The organism is Motilimonas sp. 1_MG-2023, assembly GCF_030547455.1.
Taxonomy (GTDB): domain Bacteria; phylum Pseudomonadota; class Gammaproteobacteria; order Enterobacterales; family CBDFNC01; genus Motilimonas.
Genome location: NZ_JAUOPX010000060.1, coordinates 1 through 18,513, shown reverse-complemented (window position 1 = coordinate 18,513; position 18,513 = coordinate 1). Strand labels below are relative to the sequence as shown.

Here is an 18,513-nt window from a genome sequence, read left to right as displayed (position 1 = left end):
GCGGTTAGAGTTGTTTTACCATGGTCAACGTGACCAATGGTGCCCACGTTTACGTGAGGCTTATTACGTTCAAATTTAGCTTTAGACACGACGTGTACCTTCTTTTCTAAGTGTTAGCCCATGTTGTTATGGGCCATCAAATTACATAAAACAGAGACGGGATAATTCCCTGCTCCGATTACTTCGCTTCAATGATAGCGTCAGCGATGTTTTTAGGTGCTTCATTATACTCTTTGAATTCCATAGAGTATGAAGCGCGGCCCTGTGTGGCAGAACGCACGTCGGTAGCATAACCGAACATTTCTGCTAACGGAACCTTAGCTCGGATGATTTTTAAGCCAGCTGGACCTTCATCCATGCCTTCAATCATACCGCGACGACGGTTCAAGTCACCAACTACATCACCCATCCAATCTTCAGGGGTAGTCACTTCAACCTTCATCATAGGCTCTAGAATAACCGGATCAGCTTCTAACGCACCGTTTCTAAAGCCCATTGCTCCAGCGATCTTAAACGCCATTTCATTGGAGTCAACATCGTGGAATGAACCATCAAACAGGGTTACTTTAACGTCTAGCATTGGAAAACCAGCCAGTACCCCTTGGTCCATTTGTTCTTTACAGCCTTTGTCAACGGCAGGGATAAAGTCCTTTGGAACGGTTCCCCCAACAATTTCGTTAACAAATTCGTAACCAGTACCCGCTGGTAATGGTTCCATCTTCAACCAAACGTGGCCATACTGACCTTTACCGCCTGATTGACGAATGAACTTGCCTTCAACTTTTACCGTTTTACGGATAGCTTCACGATAAGCAACCTGAGGTTTACCTACGTTACAGTCAACGCTGAATTCACGCTTCATTCGATCAACGATGATATCTAGGTGTAGCTCACCCATGCCAGAAATCAATGTCTGGCCCGATTCAGCATCGGTTTCAACGCGAAATGATGGATCTTCTGCTGCTAGTTTCTGCAGCGCAATACCCATTTTCTCTTGGTCAGCCTTGGTTCTTGGCTCAACCGCAATCTGGATCACCGGATCAGGAAACTCCATGCGTTCTAAGATAACTTTGTTATCCATATCACATAGCGTGTCACCGGTGGTGACATCTTTGAGCCCAATAGCAGCAGCTATGTCGCCCGCATGGATTTGTTTTAATTCTTTTCTGTCGTTGGCATGCATTTGTACAATGCGGCCAAAGCGCTCACGCTTTTGTTTTACTGAGTTGTAAACAGCATCACCTGTATTTACCACACCAGAATACACACGCAAAAAGGTCAACGTGCCCACAAACGGATCTGTTGCAATTTTGAATGCAAGCGCTGCAAACGGTTCGTCATCGGAAGAAATACGCGTTACTTCGTTATCATGCTCATCAACACCTGTGATGGCTTTAACTTGGTTAGGAGCAGGAAGATATTCCACCACTGCATCCAATACTGCTTGCACACCTTTGTTTTTAAAGGCACTACCACAACAAGCAAGAACGATTTCGTTATTGATTGTACGTTGACGAAGTCCGGCTTTGATTTCTTGTTCTGACAGTTCACCTTCTTCAAGGTATTTTTCCATCAGCTCATCAGATGCTTCAGCTGCGCTTTCTACCATGTATTCACGCATTTCTTCAGCTTTTGCTTGAAGGTCAGCAGGAATATCGGAGTATTCAAAAGTCATGCCCTGATCATCTTCATTCCAGTTAATCGCCTTCATTTTTACTAAGTCGATTACACCGTGAAAATCTTCTTCAGAACCAATATTTAATTGAATTGGTACACATACTGCGCCCAAACGATTGCGAATTTGCTCGACAACACGTTCAAAGTTGGCACCCGCACGGTCCATCTTGTTAACAAATACCATGCGAGGCACTTCGTATTTGTCAGCTTGACGCCAAACGGTTTCTGATTGAGGTTCCACACCAGACGAACCACAAAACACCACAACAGCACCATCGAGTACACGCAAAGAGCGTTCTACTTCAATCGTAAAGTCAACGTGTCCTGGAGTATCGATGATATTAATACGATGTTCATCGAATTGAGCTTCCATACCACGCCAGAATGTGGTGGTAGCAGCAGAAGTGATAGTAATACCACGCTCTTGCTCTTGCTCCATCCAGTCCATGGTCGCAGCGCCGTCATGTACTTCACCAATTTTGTGAGACAAGCCGGTATAAAAAAGCACGCGTTCGGTAGTGGTAGTTTTGCCTGCGTCAACATGAGCACAAATACCAATATTCCGGTAACGCTCTAAGGGAGTTGTACGAGCCACAATATTTCCTCTTAACTAAAGGAACGCTTAATAAATAAGCGCTCCTTCAGATAACAACTAACGGCGTGGACTAGCCACGCCATAATATTACCAGCGGTAATGTGCAAACGCTTTGTTTGCTTCAGCCATACGGTGAACATCTTCACGTTTCTTAACCGCAGTGCCTTTGTTGTCTGCTGCATCAACTAGCTCACCAGCTAGACGTGCTGCCATTGATTTTTCACCACGTTTACGTGCTGCTTCAACTAACCAACGCATAGCCAGTGCATTACGACGACTAGGACGTACTTCAACTGGAACTTGGTAAGTAGAACCACCCACACGACGAGATTTAACCTCGACAGTAGGGCGCACGTTATCAAGAGCTACTTCAAAAATGTCTAGGTGCTCTTTGCTGCTCTTTTGAGCTGCAGCATCTAATGCACCGTATACGATTTTCTCAGAAGTAGATTTTTTACCATCAACCATTACTACGTTGATGAATTTGGCCAGAATCTCTGATCCGAACTTAGGGTCCGGAAGGATTTTACGCTGACCGACGACGCGTCTTCTTGGCATCTTATATTCTCCGTTTGCTTCAGGTTTACCCCAAAACGATTAATTAAAATTGTCTTTGCTTGGCCTTACTTTACGAAGAACCATTAACCTTTTGGTCGTTTAGCACCGTACTTAGAACGAGACTGACGACGTGCAGTTACACCAGAAGTATCTAGTGCACCGCGAACGGTGTGGTAACGAACACCCGGTAAATCTTTTACACGACCACCGCGGATTAGGATCACGCTGTGCTCTTGTAGGTTGTGACCTTCACCACCGATGTATGAAGTTACTTCGTAGCCGTTAGTTAAACGAACACGAGCAACTTTACGTAGTGCTGAGTTAGGTTTTTTAGGAGTAGTAGTATATACGCGAGTACATACACCACGTCTTTGTGGGCACGCTTCCAGCGCAGGCACGTTGGTTTTTTTAACCGGTGCTTTACGTGGTTTGCGAACCAGCTGTGAAATTGTTGCCATTAAAAATAGCTCCTGATACTTATGTAACGTGAAAAATCATGCCCCAAAACTTGGGACGCGAAATTTTATTACCCTTGAGTAGGCGTGTCAAGAACAAGACTGCTCATAAAGTAAACCAATTATAGCGGCTGCGAACGAGGCGGGGTCGAAAACGTGAGAAGCAACAACAAAGCAGGGACCAACTGAGTAGCGAGTGTTACCAAGAAATAGTCGTATCCGCCTTTTCAACAAGCAAAACAAATCCTTTATAATCAACAAGATTACCTACTGAGCTAGATAAACCTCGCGCTAATAAATCGGGCTCTAAAACAAATAACCGCTGCTGCAAAGCCAGTTCATTCAAGGCCTCGGAGAGCTCATGAGTCACGGTCACTGCCACAACGCTATTTTCAATTAATAACAAATAATCGTCCTGCCCTAGCCTCGGTAACACTTGTTCAAGGGATTTATGGTTAAAAGGGGAATGCTTAACGGTGTGTAAAATCATATTTACCAGGCCTTAAAAACGGATTATCTGTTGCTGCTGGTGTAATTTTTCACTGAGTTGCTGCGGTTGCAATAACTGTACTGGAATACACAAACGCTTTGGGTCAATCCCCCGCAGCAAGCAAGATTGTTCGCACACGTATACGGTCTCAATGTCATACAAATCAAACAATTTAAACGTCGGCTGAATATGTCGCTGCAATATGCTTTGAGGTTGCTGATTTTCAACTAATTGATAAACGCCATCATCGAGAAAAAACACACTTAGGTTTTCCGTAAAACCTGATAAAGCGAGTGCGGCATCTAACGACTCGCGCGCATCAGCCATGCCATGGGGCATTTGGGTATTAATAATCGCTATCTTCATCTCATTGCCCCTAAAACTGCACCAAGCGATCAGCTCGACTTGATAGCTCGGCTAGCTGCCCTAACCCTGTCATGGCAAATGGCGCTTGCAAATTAGCCGCGGCCAGTTGCTGCTCTTGCGCTGACACGCTATCTACCACGCCACGGCGCAAAGCTGCTGAAATACATACATCAAGACTAAAGCCATGTGCAACGGCAAGGGTTTGCCATAATTTAACTAAATCGTCTTCATCACTGGCGGGCGTGGTAAAGTTGTTAGCATTGGTCACACCTTGCTGATAAAAAAAGATCCCTTGGATCTCATGCCCCATTTCAATTGCTGCTTGCGTAAACATATAAGCAGAAGCCGAACCTTGGCTACCATAAGCGGGCGCGGTGACGAGTATCGCTAAACGCATGTAAACCCCAACGTGACAATAAGATAATGCAGAGATGGTTGCTTGTGATTGATCTTTGCTGAATTAAACAATACTAAGATCAACCAAGATCGCTATCACTTAACGTAAGCAATCGCTTCAACTTCAACCAATACGTCTTTAGGTAAACGTGCCACTTCAACGCAAGAGCGGGCGGGTGCATTGGTTGGGAAATACTTGCCATAGACTTCGTTAAAGGCCACAAAGTTATTCATGTCACTTAAGAAACAAGTCGTTTTCACTACGGTAGTTTCATCGGCGCCACCTTCTGCTAGAACCTTCATTAGGTTTTCCATCACCAACTCAGCCTGAGCCGTAATGTCACCTTCTAACACCGCCATGGTTTCAGGCACCAAAGGAATTTGACCCGAAGTAAAAATAAGGTCGCCCCATTTGTTAGCTTGTGAATAGGGGCCAATCGCGGCTGGCGCTTGGTCAGTGGCAATAATGTGCTTAGTCATGGTTACATCTCGATAATTATAAGGTACTTTATCTTAACGTAATTACATCTAAAACACAGCAGCCTTAAGCCACACTGGATAAATGCGCCTCATCGAGATGTTGCAAGAATTCTGTTTGTTCAGTGCTGCGTACCAAATGTAGATTGCCATCAAGCTCTTCAACGAGCGCACTGCAATTCTCCACCCAATCCCCCAAGTTGGTGTAGATCATGTCACCTTCTGTCACCATCTCAGGATGATGAATATGACCACATACCACCATATTTACCCCCTTACGACGCCCATAAGCCATGGCAGCATGACGAAAACGGGAAATGGCAATATTTGCTTTGGGGATCCGTTCTTTGATATACCCCGCCAATGACCAATAGTTAAACCCCAATCGCTTACGCAGGTGATAGACATGGCGGTTAAGAAAAAGCAAAAGATCATAGGAAAGATCGCCAATAAACGAAGTGATCTTGGAATAACAGACCATCGCATCAAATTCATCACCGTGGATCACCAACACCTTTAACCCTAAACTGGTGGTATGTTGATATTGATGATGGATCTGCGCCAGATTTAGCTCAGGCTGGCCAAGTTGGCGGATCGCTGCGTCATGATTACCCGGTACATAAATCACTTGGGTACCTTGGCGCGCAATGTCTAGCAATAACTGCACCACTTTCATATGGGATTCGGGCCAGTACACTTGCCTTTTTAGGGCCCAAAAGTCGACAATATCACCAGCTAGAATCAATTTGTCACAGCGCATACTTTGTAAAAACTGGATTAGATACTCCGCTTTACAATCCTTAAAGCCTAAGTGCACATCCGATAACCAAACAGTACGATAGTAATGAATGACTTTAGCCATACTTGCCTCTTATTGAACAGTACAATTAAAGCTAGCAACAGCAAATGAACAAACGGTGACAACAGAGTGATAATAAGGTTAACAATAGAAGTGGTGAGCAATAGAGGTTTGATATACCGGCGCTAAATAACAGGCAATAAAAAAGGCACCCGAAGGTGCCTTTCATTCAATCCATAACGAATTGATTAATTATCGCTTGAATCAGCTAAGTTAAGTAGATTCGCTAAGCTTTGCTCGGCTTCATCTGCTGTTACTGGCGTTGGTTTAGCCGCTTCAGGGTTATTGCGACGCTCGTTACGCTCTTTGTGGTAAGAATAACCGGTACCCGCAGGGATCAGACGACCCACGATAACGTTTTCTTTCAAGCCACGAAGCTCATCCACTTTGCCGCCTACCGCTGCTTCAGTTAATACGCGCGTCGTTTCTTGGAACGATGCTGCCGAAATAAATGATTCAGTGGCAAGTGATGCTTTAGTAATACCCAGTAGTTCGTGGAAGAACGTAGCTGGTGTTTTACCGTCAGCAATCAATGCACGGTTAGCAATGTTAACGCGAGCCACTTCAACCTGTTCACCAGGTAAGAAGTCGGTGTCACCAGCATGCTTAATGATCACTTTACGTAGCATTTGACGCACGATAACTTCAATGTGCTTATCGTTGATTTTTACGCCTTGTAGACGGTAAACGTCTTGTACTTCATTCGCGATGTAGTTAGCCACTGGGCTAATACCACGAAGACGTAAAATATCATGTGGTGATTCTGGACCATCGGCGATAACTTCACCTTTTTGAACCTTCTCACCCTCAAACACGTTAAGGTGACGCCACTTAGGAATCATCTCTTCGTAATGCTCACCATCTGGCTGCGTAATTACAAGACGACGCTTACCTTTGGTTTCTTTGCCGTAAGAAATCGTACCTGTCACTTCCGCTAGGATTGCTGCATCTTTCGGTGTACGTGCTTCGAATAAGTCGGCTACGCGAGGTAGACCACCCGTAATATCACGAGTTTTCGAGCTTTCTTGTGGAATACGCGCTAGCGCGTCACCCACGTTTACTTGCACACCATCTTCAAGGTTCACAATCGCATTACCAGGTAAGAAGTATTGCGCAGCAATGTCGGTACCAGGAATGTTAATGTCATTCCCTGCCGCATCAACCAACTTAACCATTGGGCGCATTTCTTTACCAGCACTTGGGCGCTGACCTGGATCAAGCACAACCATGCTAGATAGACCTGTTAGCTCATCAGTTTGACGAGTGACAGTCACATTCTCAATCAAGTCAGCAAACTTGATGGTACCCGCTACCTCAGTGATGATAGGGTGAGTATGTGGGTCCCAGTTAGCAACCACTTCACCTGCGGTAATCGCTTCACCGTCTTTCTTCTCTAGGATTGCACCATAAGGCACTTTGTGCGCTTCTTTGGTTTGGCCTAGTTCGTCCAATACCATTAATTCGGTAGAACGAGAAGTAACCACTGGTTTACCGTCAGAGTTAACAACAAACTTAGCATTGTAAAGTTTCACGCTACCTGTGTTTTTAACTTGAACGTTGTTTTCTGCTGACGCTCGTGATGCCGCACCACCGATGTGGAAGGTACGCATGGTTAACTGTGTACCCGGCTCACCGATTGATTGTGCTGCAATAACACCAACCGCTTCACCTTGGCCAACAATGTGACCACGTGCTAGGTCACGACCGTAACAGTTTGCACACACACCATAGTCGTTTTCACAAGTAATAACAGAGCGCACTTTAACGATATCAACTGAGTTTTCTTCAAGAATGTCACACAGTTTTTCGTCAAGCATGATGTTACGCTCAACTAATACTTCGTCTTCAGTACCTGGCTTAATGATGTCTTCAGCAACAACACGACCTAGCACACGCTCACGTAAAGGCTCAACAACGTCGCCGCCTTCAATCAATGGCATTACCCATAGACCTTCGTGTGTACCACAGTCTTCTTCGGTTACGACTAAATCTTGTGCTACGTCTACTAGACGACGCGTTAGGTAACCTGAGTTAGCCGTTTTAAGTGCCGTATCTGCTAGACCCTTACGTGCACCGTGAGTCGAGATAAAGTACTGAAGTACGTTTAGACCTTCACGGAAGTTCGCAACAATCGGCGTTTCGATGATAGAGCCATCTGGCTTAGCCATCAGACCACGCATACCCGCTAGCTGACGAATCTGCGCAGCACTACCACGCGCGCCCGAGTCGGCCATCATGTAGATGCTGTTAAATGATTTCTGAGTTTCCTCTTTACCTTCACGGTTAATAACCGTTTCAGTAGACAGGTTATCCATCATCGCTTTAGAAACTTGTTCGTTAGCTGATGCCCAGATATCGATTACTTTGTTATAACGCTCACCCGCGGTAACTAGACCTGATTGGAACTGCTCAGAAATTTCTTGAACTTCTTCTTCAGCAGCTTCAATGATGCCTTTTTTCTCATCCGGGATCACCATGTCGTTGATACCTACAGAGGCACCAGACAGGGTCGCGTAATGGAAACCGGTGTACATTAATTGGTCAGCAAAAATTACCGTTGGTTTTAGACCAAGCTTACGGTAACAAGCGTTAATTAGACCTGATACTTGCTTTTTACCAATCGCTTGGTTAAATAGCTCGAAATCCATGCCTGCAGGAGCGATAAGCCAAAGAATAGAACGACCAACAGTCGTATCTTTCAGGCTGACCACTTCGCTACGGTTACCTTCATCGTCGATCACTGTTTCAGTGATACGAACCTTAACGCGCGCATGAAGTTCAACCGCACCTGCACGGTACGCTTTTTCTGCTTCTTTCGGGCTCTTAAACCACATGGCTTCGCCTTTCGCATTAATGCGATCACGTGTCATGTAGTAAAGACCCAATACAACGTCCTGAGAAGGTACGATGATTGGCTCACCGTTCGCGGGAGAAAGTACGTTGTTAGTTGACATCATTAGGGTACGCGCTTCTAACTGTGCTTCGATAGTTAGAGGAACGTGTACCGCCATTTGGTCACCATCGAAGTCGGCGTTGTATGCCGCACAAACCAATGGATGTAATTGGATTGCTTTACCTTCAATTAATACTGGCTCAAACGCTTGGATACCAAGTCTGTGCAGGGTTGGTGCACGGTTTAACATAACCGGATGTTCGCGGATTACGTCTTCTAGGATATCCCATACTTCACCGCCTTCGCGCTCAACTAATTTCTTAGCTGCTTTGATCGTAGTGGCTAAACCACGCGCTTCTAGCTTGCCGTATACGAATGGCTTAAATAGCTCAAGTGCCATCTTCTTAGGAAGACCACACTGGTGTAAGCGAAGTGTTGGACCAACGGTAATTACCGAACGGCCTGAGTAGTCAACACGCTTACCAAGTAAGTTTTGACGGAAACGACCTTGTTTACCTTTGATCATATCGGCCAAAGATTTAAGCGGACGTTTGTTAGAACCAGTAATCGCACGACCGCGACGACCGTTATCTAATAGCGCATCAACAGACTCTTGTAACATACGCTTTTCGTTACGTACGATAATGTCTGGCGCCGCTAGGTCAAGTAGACGCTTAAGACGGTTGTTACGGTTGATGACACGACGGTAAAGATCGTTTAGATCGGATGTCGCGAAACGACCGCCGTCCAGTGGAACTAATGGACGTAGATCAGGTGGTAGCACTGGAAGAACCGTTAGGATCATCCACTCTGGCTTGTTGCCTGATTGGTCAAATGCTTCCATCAGCTTAAGACGCTTAGTTAGCTTCTTACGCTTAGTTTCAGAGTTAGTCGTTTCTAACTCTTCGTGCATAATTTTGATTTCGCTCTGAAGCTCGATTGCTTTTAACAGTTGTAAAACTGCTTCAGCCCCCATCTTAGCTTCGAACTCATCACCCCATTCTTCAAGCGCGTCTAGGTAATTTTCTTCGGTCAGCATTTGACCGCGCTCCAGGTTAGTCATACCTGGCTCGATTACCACGAAAGATTCAAAGTAAAGAATGCGCTCAATATCACGTAGCGTCATGTCTAGTAATAGACCGATACGAGATGGCAGTGATTTTAAGAACCAAATGTGCGCAACAGGAGAAGCTAATTCGATGTGGCCCATACGGTCACGACGAACTTTAGTCTGGGTAACTTCTACGCCACACTTCTCACAGATCACACCACGGTGCTTAAGACGCTTGTATTTACCACACAAACATTCGTAATCTTTTACAGGACCAAAAATACGCGCACAAAAAAGGCCGTCACGCTCAGGCTTAAAAGTACGGTAGTTAATGGTTTCTGGCTTTTTAACTTCACCGAAAGACCAAGAACGTACTTGATCAGGTGAAGCAAGACCGATTTTGATACCATCAAATTCTTCGGTCTTATTTTGCTGTTTTAAAAACTTTAATAAGTCTTTCACGTTTTTCTCCCACTGGGAACGACGCTAAAAGCGCTTTCGCATTGAAAGCGCTTTACTCACTTCAGGCTTAAGCCCTGCTTATTTCTCGTCTAGCTCGATGTTGATGCTTAGAGAACGGATTTCTTTCAACAATACGTTGAACGACTCAGGCATGCCTGGCTCCATTCTATGGTCACCGTCTACGATGTTCTTATACATCTTAGTACGACCATTCACATCATCTGACTTAACAGTCAGCATTTCTTGAAGCGTATAAGCGGCACCGTATGCTTCTAGTGCCCATACTTCCATCTCACCAAAACGTTGGCCACCGAACTGAGCTTTACCACCCAGAGGTTGCTGAGTTACTAGGCTGTAAGAGCCTGTAGAACGCGCATGCATCTTGTCATCAACCAAGTGGTTAAGTTTCAGCATGTACATGTAACCCACCGTTACTGGACGCTCAAACGCATTACCAGTACGGCCATCAAACAATTGTAGCTGACCTGAATCAGGTAAATCAGCTAAACGCAGTAGCTCTTTAATCTCACCTTCTTTCGCACCATCAAACGCTGGCGTTGCCGTAGGCAAACCTTTACGTAAGTGATGGGCTAAGCGTAATACTTCGTCATCTGTGAAAGTAGTTAGGTCTACTTCTTGACGGGTATTACCTAGATCATAAACCTGCTGAATGAAATCGCGTACTTTGGCAATTTCAACTTCACGCTGATCTTTCAGCATGCGGTCAATCTTCTCACCCACACCTTTAGCCGCTAGGCCTAAGTGGGTTTCAAGAACCTGACCGATGTTCATCCGTGACGGTACACCCAATGGGTTTAACACGATATCAACTGGTTCACCATGCTCGTCATGAGGCATGTCTTCGATAGGTACGATAGTCGAGATAACACCTTTGTTACCGTGACGACCGGCCATTTTATCACCAGGTTGAATACGACGTTTAACCGCAAGGTAAACTTTAACAATCTTCAATACACCCGGCGCTAGATCATCACCTTGGATGATCTTGCGACGTTTAGTATCAAATTTCTTGTCGAATTCCGCTTTCAGCTCGTCGTACTGCTCACCAATTTGCTCTAACTGGCTTTGCACTTCTTCGTCAGCAAGGGCAATTTCAAACCACTTGTCACGAGACGTTTTAATCAGAGTTTCTTCTGATTTACCAGCCGCGATCAACAGGTTCTTCGCACGCGAGAAAACACCGTCTTCTAAGATCTTGAACTCTTCAGTCAAGTCTTTCTTCGCTTCTTTCAGCTGCATCTCTTCAATTTCGATCGCACGCTTGTCTTTCTCTACGCCATCACGGGTAAATACTTGAACATCGATTACGGTACCGTAAACTGAGTTTGCAACACGTAGCGAGCTGTCTTTAACGTCAGACGCTTTTTCACCGAAGATAGCTCGTAATAGTTTCTCTTCTGGTGTTAGCTGAGTTTCACCTTTAGGTGTTACTTTACCAACTAGGATATCGCCAGGTTTTACTTCAGCACCCACATATACAACACCAGACTCATCCAGTTTGCTAAGGGCTGACTCACCTACGTTTGGAATATCCGCAGTGATCTCTTCAGGACCTAACTTAGTATCACGAGAGATACAAGATAGCTCTTGAATATGGATAGTGGTAAAGCGGTCTTCTTTAACCACACGCTCAGAAACAGTGATGGAATCCTCAAAGTTGTAACCGTTCCAAGGCATGAAGGCGATCTTCATGTTTTGGCCAAGAGCAAGTTCGCCCATGTCGGTTGAAGGACCATCCGCTAATACATCACCTTTAACAATCGGCTCACCTGGGTTACAAGTAGGACGTTGGTTGATACATGTATTTTGGTTTGAACGGGTGTATTTGTTCAGGTTGTAAATGTCGATACCTGCTTCGCCCGGTACCATTTCTTCTTCATTTACTTTAATTACGATGCGTGATGCATCAACGTAATCAACCACACCACCGCGCTTAGCAACTACGGTTACACCAGAGTCGACAGCAATACGTTTTTCAATACCGGTACCTACTAATGGCTTATCAGCTCTTAGTGTTGGTACAGCTTGACGTTGCATGTTCGATCCCATCAATGCACGGTTCGCGTCATCGTGTTCTAGGAACGGAATAAGCGATGCCGCAACAGAGATGATCTGCTGTGGAGATACGTCCATATATTGCATTTGATCTGCAGTCATAAAGGTAGATTCACCTTTGTGACGACATGGAATCAATTCGTCTGTTAACTTAGCATCTTCGTCTACCGCGGCATTTGCCTGTGCGATAACGTAGTTACCTTCTTCAATCGCAGACAAATACTCAACGTCATCCGTTACTACACCATCAACAACCTTACGGTATGGTGTTTCAAGGAAACCGTACGAGTTAGTACGAGAGAAAGTCGCTAATGAGTTAATTAGACCGATGTTTGGACCTTCAGGCGTTTCGATAGGACATAGACGACCGTAGTGAGTCGGATGTACGTCTCGAACTTCAAAGCCTGCACGCTCACGCGTTAGACCACCCGGACCTAATGCAGAAATACGACGTTTGTGCGTCACTTCTGATAGCGGGTTGTTTTGATCCATAAATTGCGACAACTGTGAAGAACCAAAGAATTCTTTCACTGCTGCAGAAATCGGTTTCGCGTTGATTAGATCTTGTGGCATTACCGCGTCTAAGTCACCTAGAGATAGACGTTCACGTACAGCACGTTCAACACGAACGAGGCCAACACGGAATTGGTTTTCAGCCATTTCACCAACACAACGAATACGACGGTTACCAAGGTGGTCGATATCGTCCACTTCGCCTTTACCATCGCGGATATTGATCAGGGTTTTCATTACCGCGACAATATCTTCTTTACTTAATGTGCCAGCACCTTGCTCATCTTCAAAATCAACACGACGGTTGAACTTCATACGGCCTACTTTAGATAGGTCATAACGATCTTCATTGAAGAATAAGTTTTCAAATAGGGCTTCAGCTGCATCACGCGTTGGTGGCTCACCAGGACGCATCATGCGGTAAATTTCTACTAACGCTTCAAGACGGTTAGTCGATGAATCGATACGTAGCGTATTTGAAATGTATGCACCGCTGTCTAATTCACTGGTGTACAGTGTTTCGAATTCTTTAATGCCAGCAAGTGACATTTCAGCGACCATTTCAAGAGTTAGCTCAGTGTTAGCAGGTACGATTACTTCGCCAGTCTCAGCATTAACGTAATCTTTCGCAGCTACTTTACCTACGATGTATTCCGCAGGTACTTCTAAACGCTCAACGTTGGCTTTTTGTAATTCACGAATATGACGCGCAGTAATACGACGACCAGTTTCTACTAGTACTTCGCCATCAACTACGATATCAAATGTCGCGATTTCACCACGTAAACGCTCTGCCACTAAGTCTAGTGTCAGTTTGCCATCTTTAATCTCGAAATGAACTGTATCAAAGAACATCTCTAAAATTTCTTCGGTAGTGTATTCCAACGCACGAAGAACGATGGTGCTTGGTAGCTTACGACGACGGTCGATACGGACAAATAAATTGTCTTTCGGATCGAATTCGAAATCTAACCAAGATCCACGGTAAGGAATAACTCGAGCATTATAAAGAACTTTACCAGAGCTATGGGTTTTACCCTTGTCGTGATCGAAGAATACACCTGGAGAACGATGTAACTGAGATACTATTACGCGCTCAGTACCGTTGATAACGAAAGTACCGTTCTCAGTCATGAGTGGCATTTCACCCATGTAGACTTCTTGCTCTTTAATATCCTTTACAGTGCCCGCTGGTGCGTCTCTATCATAAAGCACTAGACGTAGCTTGACTCGAAGGGGTGCGGAATATGTAACACCTCGGATTTGACATTCTTTCACGTCAAACACAGGTTCGCCTAAGCGGAAACTCACATATTGTAATTCCGATGTACCAGAATAGCTCTTGATCGGAAATACGCTACGAAATGCAGCTTCTAGTCCAACTTCGCCTTCAGGATCAACGTTAATGAAACGTTTGAACGAATCAAGCTGGATAGACAATAGGTAAGGAGTCTCAATAACCTGCGGACGCTTACCAAAGTCCTTACGAATACGTTTTTTCTCTGTATAAGAGTAAACCATATGGTTCCTCAGCTCGCTGATAAGTGACCCACTCTGTCCAACCGTGGGACAGATCTTAGTTGTATCGTTTTGTAGTGCTAAATGTTAAACAACACATTTAGGCTTTAGCATAGTCGAACAAACGAGACGAAATTTCAACTATTCCTATAGCGCAAAAAGGCCGGTGCCAAAAAGCACCAGCCTCTAGCCGACGAATCGACTAGTAATCTAATGATAGATTACTTAAGTTCAACTTCAGCACCAGCTTCTTCTAGAGCTGCTTTAAGCGCTTCAGCTTCAGCTTTATCAACGCCTTCTTTAACTGGAGCAGGAGCTGCATCAACTACTGCTTTAGCTTCTTTAAGGCCTAGACCTGTTGCGCCACGTACAGCTTTGATAGCTGCAACTTTGTTAGCGCCAGCAGACTTAAGAATTACTGTGAATTCAGTTTGCTCTTCAGCAGCTGCGCCAGCGTCGCCGCCGCCAGATACTACTGCAGCTGCAGCAGATACGCCGAATTTTTCTTCCATTGCTTCAACTAGTTCAACAACTTCCATTACAGTCATTGCTGCAACAGCTTCTAAGATTTGGTCTTTAGTGATAGACATGACTCAAATTTCCTAAATTTATGAAATTTTTAAAAATAAGCAAACTTATTAAGCTGCTTCTTGCTCTTTTTGGTCGCGAAGTGCAGCCAGTGTACGTACCAGCTTGCCAGCAGACGCTTCTTTCATCGTCATCATTAGCTGCGCAATTGCTTCGTCGTATGTTGGTAGCTTCGCTAAGCGGTCAATTTGCTCTGCAGGGATTAATTCTCCCTCGTAGGCTAACCCTTTTACTTCAAATTTCTTTTCTTCTTTAGCGAAGTCTTTTAGAAGACGCGCTGCAGCACCTGGGTGCTCAAGAGAAAAAGCAATAAGAGTAGGACCAGTAAACACAGTTTGAAGACACTCAAAAGAGGTACCTTCAACAGCACGACGAGCTAGTGTATTACGTACTACACGTAATGTTACACCAGCTTCACGAGCTTTAGCGCGTAAACTGTTCATTGCACCTACTGTAACGCCACGTGAATCAGCAACTACAGCAGATAGGGCAGCCTGGGCAGCTTCGTTGACTTCAGCAACAATTGCTTTTTTGTCGTCGAGTCTGATTGCCATTGGCTTTACTCCTGGATTCCATACCAGACTAATGTCTGGAAAAATAACCTCTAACAAGTTAGAGGGACTAATACGGCAAACGGAACCAGCAGAATAATTCTATCTGGGGTCCGGTACCATCTACGTTGGATATTAAGTGTGCTTATCTAGGCTCACGCCAACGGTCTTGGAGGGGACCAATGGCCCTTTCCAAATCAAGGCGCAAAATTATACAACAATTTCACGCCTTGTCAATTATGCTACTACGGTTACTAGTGTTGCTTGGTCTACAGCAACGCCTGCGCCCATAGTAGTCGAAATTGTTACTTTCTTGATGAACTGACCTTTTGCAGAAGAAGGCTTAGCTTTCTTAAGTGCAATGATTAGTGACTCAAGGTTCTCTTTGATTTGATCGCCAGAGAATGTTGCCTTACCAATGGTAGTATGGATGATACCATTTTTGTCATTACGGTAACGTACTTGACCTGCTTTAGCATTTTTAACTGCTGTTGCAACGTCAGGTGTTACTGTGCCAACTTTAGGGTTAGGCATTAGGCCGCGTGGACCTAAGATTTGGCCAAGTTGACCGACAACGCGCATTGCATCAGGAGAAGCAATTACTACGTCGAAGTTCATTTCGCCAGCTTTAACTTGTGCCGCTAGGTCATCCATACCTACGATGTCAGCGCCAGCAGCAAGAGCCGCTTCAGCGTTAGCACCTTGGGTAAATACTGCAACACGTACTTCGCGACCAGTACCGTGTGGTAGCACAGTTGCGCCACGTACGTTTTGGTCAGATTTACGTGCATCAATGCCTAGGTTTACAGAAGCATCTACACTTTCTACGAATTTAGCAGTTGCTAATTCTTGAAGTAGAGCAATAGCTTCGTTGATGCTGTACTCTTTAGTACCGTCAACTTTTTCTTTGATTGCGCGCATGCGCTTAGATACTTTAGCCATTTCTTAGCCCTCTACTACCAAGCCCATAGAACGGGCAGATCCAGCGATACAACGAACCATCGCTTCTAAATCAGCACCAGTTAGGTCTGCTTCTTTAGTTTTTGCGATCTCTTCAAGTTGAGCTTGTGTTACTGTGCCCACTTTAGTCTTGTTTGGTACTGCTGAACCAGACTTGATGCCAGCCGCTTTCTTAAGTAAGAAAGATGCAGGTGGAGTCTTAGTTTCAAAAGTGAAAGAACGGTCAGCGTATACAGTGATAACTACTGGTACTGGAGCACCTTTTTCAAGAGAATCTGTTTTTGCGTTAAACGCTTTACAGAATTCCATGATGTTAACACCGTGTTGACCTAGTGCAGGACCAACTGGGGGACTTGGGTTCGCAGCGCCAGCTGCAACTTGTAGCTTGATATAAGCCGTGACTTTTTTAGCCATTTTAAATACCTCGTGGGTGGGTATAACGCCAGTGATGAATCACTCGCTTCCCTAGTGTAAACGCAAATAAATAATGCTTACTTGCTGCTTTATCTCGCGTTCAGTCAACGCCAGATATAAAAGAGCGCGTATTTTAGGTTAAAAGTGGTGCAATTACAAACAAATTAGCGTATCCATTGCACTATTTTTAATCGCACTTAATTTATGGCAGGTAAAAAAAAGCCCCTTATTAAAGGGGCTTTTTCAAAAACAGTTTTTACGATTTCTCAATTTGACCAAACTCTAAGTCAACCGGTGTTGAGCGACCGAAAATAAGTACCGACACTTTAACGCGGCTCTTATCATAATCGACTTCTTCAACCACACCGTTAAAGTCAGCAAATGGACCATCAGTAACGCGAACCACTTCACCTGGTTCGAATAAGGTTTTAGGTCTTGGCTTATCAATCGCATCTTGTAAGCGATTTAAAATAGCATCTGCTTCTTTTTGAGAAATGGGTGCAGGACGTTCAGTGGTTCCACCGATAAAGCCCATGACACGAGGAATACTGCGCACTAAGTGCCAAGTTTCATCGTTCATCACCATTTTAACTAATACATAACCTGGGAAAAACTTGCGTTCGCTTTTACGCTTTTGACCCGCACGCATTTCAACCACTTCTTCAGTCGGCACGAGTACCTCTTCGAAGTAATCTTCCATTTCATGCATTTTAATATATTCATTGAGTGTTTTGGTTACGCGTGCTTCATAGCCAGAAAAAGCTTGCACTACATACCATCTCATTTTTTGTTCTGCAATCTCAGTCATAGTTAAAGACTAACTCCAGTAATGAATGCCACTAAACGTACTAAGATGCCGTCAAGCCCCCACAAAATCAGTGCGGTGATAGCAGAAACGGCTAATACGATAAACGTTGTTTGCATGGCTTCTTGACGCGTTGGCCATACCACTTTTCGCACTTCAATCTGCGCTTCTTTAGCAAAACTAATAAAGATCTTGCCTTTTGTTGTTACGGCAGCAACACCTAGTGCGGCAACAACCAAAAAGATCACACCTACTAATCGTGCCAGAAAGTGAGCGTCAGCCTCACCGGCAAAATAGTTACCTACTACGGCACCGATTAAAAGTAATGCTACTGTACACCACTTTAGACCATCCATTGAACTGCTGGTACTTTCATTGCTCGTTGTCATACAACCAAATCCACTTTTCGTAAATGCAAAAGCCCCGCAAGGCGAGGTTATCTGACCTGCTTTACGCTCATTGCGCAATATTCAGGTAACGTTGTTGATCTGCTGAGATCAAATTTGGCAGGGGTGGAGAGATTCGAACTCCCAACATTCGGATTTGGAATCCGACGTTCTGCCGTTGGAACTACACCCCTTTAAAATCGGCCCTATTATAGGGTTTTTTCACTAAAATGTAACCTGAATAATCTTGTCTTAAGACGTATTACTATCGATTTAGATCTTAGTGCTGGGGTAATTTCTCATACCTTAGCTACCACAAAAGGCCGCCGAAGCGACCTTTTTTTGAGTGTTCTTAATCAATCGAACTTATTCGATGATTGAAGATACAACACCAGCGCCTACTGTACGGCCACCTTCACGGAT

The 18,513-nt window shown here is 44.6% G+C and carries 17 protein-coding genes and 1 tRNA gene; all 18 read right to left on the bottom strand.

The annotated features are described in order from the left end of the window. Window positions 1–89: GTP-binding protein (locus Q4519_RS20140; RefSeq protein ID WP_208321400.1), on the bottom strand; the 89-nt coding region annotated here is incomplete at its 3' end. 89 nt (window positions 90–178) lie between these two features. Further along, window positions 179–2,272 carry an elongation factor G gene (gene fusA / locus Q4519_RS20135; RefSeq protein WP_232800651.1) on the bottom strand — a complete coding sequence of 698 codons (2,094 nt, stop codon included), beginning with the start codon at window positions 2,270–2,272 and terminating at the stop codon, window positions 179–181. Window positions 2,273–2,359: 87 nt separating this feature from the next. Then, a complete protein-coding gene (rpsG, locus tag Q4519_RS20130; protein WP_303515451.1) occupies window positions 2,360–2,830 on the bottom strand; it encodes a 30S ribosomal protein S7 in 471 nt (156 codons plus the stop codon). Between the two features lie 83 nt (window positions 2,831–2,913). Beyond that, a complete protein-coding gene (gene rpsL, locus Q4519_RS20125; RefSeq protein ID WP_303515448.1) occupies window positions 2,914–3,288 on the bottom strand; it encodes a 30S ribosomal protein S12 in 375 nt (124 codons plus the stop codon). Window positions 3,289–3,484: 196 nt separating this feature from the next. Further along, window positions 3,485–3,775 carry a sulfurtransferase complex subunit TusB gene (tusB, locus tag Q4519_RS20120; protein WP_303515445.1) on the bottom strand — a complete coding sequence of 97 codons (291 nt, stop codon included), beginning with the start codon at window positions 3,773–3,775 and terminating at the stop codon, window positions 3,485–3,487. Window positions 3,776–3,787: 12 nt separating this feature from the next. Further along, complete coding sequence (gene tusC, locus Q4519_RS20115) at window positions 3,788–4,141, bottom strand: sulfurtransferase complex subunit TusC (protein ID WP_232800655.1); 354 nt, start codon at window positions 4,139–4,141, stop codon at window positions 3,788–3,790. Between the two features lie 10 nt (window positions 4,142–4,151). Further along, window positions 4,152–4,538: a sulfurtransferase complex subunit TusD gene (gene tusD, locus Q4519_RS20110; protein ID WP_303515444.1), complete on the bottom strand. Its 387-nt coding sequence runs from the start codon at window positions 4,536–4,538 to the stop codon at window positions 4,152–4,154. 95 nt (window positions 4,539–4,633) lie between these two features. Continuing rightward, on the bottom strand, window positions 4,634–5,017 hold the full coding sequence (locus tag Q4519_RS20105) for a RidA family protein (RefSeq protein WP_232800657.1): 384 nt from the start codon (window positions 5,015–5,017) through the stop codon (window positions 4,634–4,636). Window positions 5,018–5,081: 64 nt separating this feature from the next. Beyond that, window positions 5,082–5,876, bottom strand: a complete 795-nt coding sequence (locus tag Q4519_RS20100) for a UDP-2,3-diacylglucosamine diphosphatase (protein ID WP_303515436.1) — start codon at window positions 5,874–5,876, stop codon at window positions 5,082–5,084. A gap of 185 nt (window positions 5,877–6,061) precedes the next feature. Further along, window positions 6,062–10,279: a DNA-directed RNA polymerase subunit beta' gene (gene rpoC, locus Q4519_RS20095; RefSeq protein WP_303515433.1), complete on the bottom strand. Its 4,218-nt coding sequence runs from the start codon at window positions 10,277–10,279 to the stop codon at window positions 6,062–6,064. A gap of 78 nt (window positions 10,280–10,357) precedes the next feature. Beyond that, window positions 10,358–14,389: a DNA-directed RNA polymerase subunit beta gene (gene rpoB, locus Q4519_RS20090; RefSeq protein WP_232800660.1), complete on the bottom strand. Its 4,032-nt coding sequence runs from the start codon at window positions 14,387–14,389 to the stop codon at window positions 10,358–10,360. A 218-nt stretch (window positions 14,390–14,607) separates the two neighbouring features. Then, complete coding sequence (rplL, locus tag Q4519_RS20085) at window positions 14,608–14,976, bottom strand: 50S ribosomal protein L7/L12 (RefSeq protein ID WP_232800661.1); 369 nt, start codon at window positions 14,974–14,976, stop codon at window positions 14,608–14,610. Window positions 14,977–15,024: 48 nt separating this feature from the next. Continuing rightward, window positions 15,025–15,528, bottom strand: a complete 504-nt coding sequence (rplJ, locus tag Q4519_RS20080; RefSeq protein ID WP_232800662.1) for a 50S ribosomal protein L10 — start codon at window positions 15,526–15,528, stop codon at window positions 15,025–15,027. 234 nt (window positions 15,529–15,762) lie between these two features. Next, a complete protein-coding gene (gene rplA / locus Q4519_RS20075) occupies window positions 15,763–16,467 on the bottom strand; it encodes a 50S ribosomal protein L1 (RefSeq protein ID WP_232800663.1) in 705 nt (234 codons plus the stop codon). A gap of 3 nt (window positions 16,468–16,470) precedes the next feature. Next, a complete protein-coding gene (rplK, locus tag Q4519_RS20070; RefSeq protein ID WP_232800664.1) occupies window positions 16,471–16,899 on the bottom strand; it encodes a 50S ribosomal protein L11 in 429 nt (142 codons plus the stop codon). 256 nt (window positions 16,900–17,155) lie between these two features. Further along, window positions 17,156–17,707, bottom strand: coding sequence for a transcription termination/antitermination protein NusG (gene nusG / locus Q4519_RS20065; protein WP_232800665.1), 552 nt, complete (start codon window positions 17,705–17,707; stop codon window positions 17,156–17,158). A gap of 2 nt (window positions 17,708–17,709) precedes the next feature. After that, window positions 17,710–18,093 (bottom strand): preprotein translocase subunit SecE, encoded by a 384-nt coding sequence (secE, locus tag Q4519_RS20060; protein WP_232800666.1) that lies wholly within the window; start codon window positions 18,091–18,093, stop codon window positions 17,710–17,712. A 115-nt stretch (window positions 18,094–18,208) separates the two neighbouring features. Next, window positions 18,209–18,284: transfer RNA gene (locus Q4519_RS20055), tRNA-Trp, on the bottom strand. Window positions 18,285–18,513 lie beyond the last annotated feature (229 nt).

Bases quoted from the DNA above. Each gene is read 5' to 3' on its own strand.
- Q4519_RS20100 (WP_303515436.1), bottom strand. From the start codon at position 5,876: ATGGCTAAAGTCATTCATTACTATCGTACTGTTTGGTTATCGGATGTG.
- tusB (WP_303515445.1), bottom strand. From the start codon at position 3,775: ATGATTTTACACACCGTTAAGCATTCCCCTTTTAACCATAAATCCCTT.
- rpsL (WP_303515448.1), bottom strand. From the start codon at position 3,288: ATGGCAACAATTTCACAGCTGGTTCGCAAACCACGTAAAGCACCGGTT.
- secE (WP_232800666.1), bottom strand. From the start codon at position 18,093: ATGACAACGAGCAATGAAAGTACCAGCAGTTCAATGGATGGTCTAAAG.
- tusD (WP_303515444.1), bottom strand. From the start codon at position 4,538: ATGCGTTTAGCGATACTCGTCACCGCGCCCGCTTATGGTAGCCAAGGT.
- tusC (WP_232800655.1), bottom strand. From the start codon at position 4,141: ATGAAGATAGCGATTATTAATACCCAAATGCCCCATGGCATGGCTGAT.
- rplK (WP_232800664.1), bottom strand. From the start codon at position 16,899: ATGGCTAAAAAAGTCACGGCTTATATCAAGCTACAAGTTGCAGCTGGC.
- rpsG (WP_303515451.1), bottom strand. From the start codon at position 2,830: ATGCCAAGAAGACGCGTCGTCGGTCAGCGTAAAATCCTTCCGGACCCT.
- rplJ (WP_232800662.1), bottom strand. From the start codon at position 15,528: ATGGCAATCAGACTCGACGACAAAAAAGCAATTGTTGCTGAAGTCAAC.
- rplA (WP_232800663.1), bottom strand. From the start codon at position 16,467: ATGGCTAAAGTATCTAAGCGCATGCGCGCAATCAAAGAAAAAGTTGAC.
- rpoB (WP_232800660.1), bottom strand. From the start codon at position 14,389: ATGGTTTACTCTTATACAGAGAAAAAACGTATTCGTAAGGACTTTGGT.
- Q4519_RS20105 (WP_232800657.1), bottom strand. From the start codon at position 5,017: ATGACTAAGCACATTATTGCCACTGACCAAGCGCCAGCCGCGATTGGC.
- nusG (WP_232800665.1), bottom strand. From the start codon at position 17,707: ATGACTGAGATTGCAGAACAAAAAATGAGATGGTATGTAGTGCAAGCT.
- rplL (WP_232800661.1), bottom strand. From the start codon at position 14,976: ATGTCTATCACTAAAGACCAAATCTTAGAAGCTGTTGCAGCAATGACT.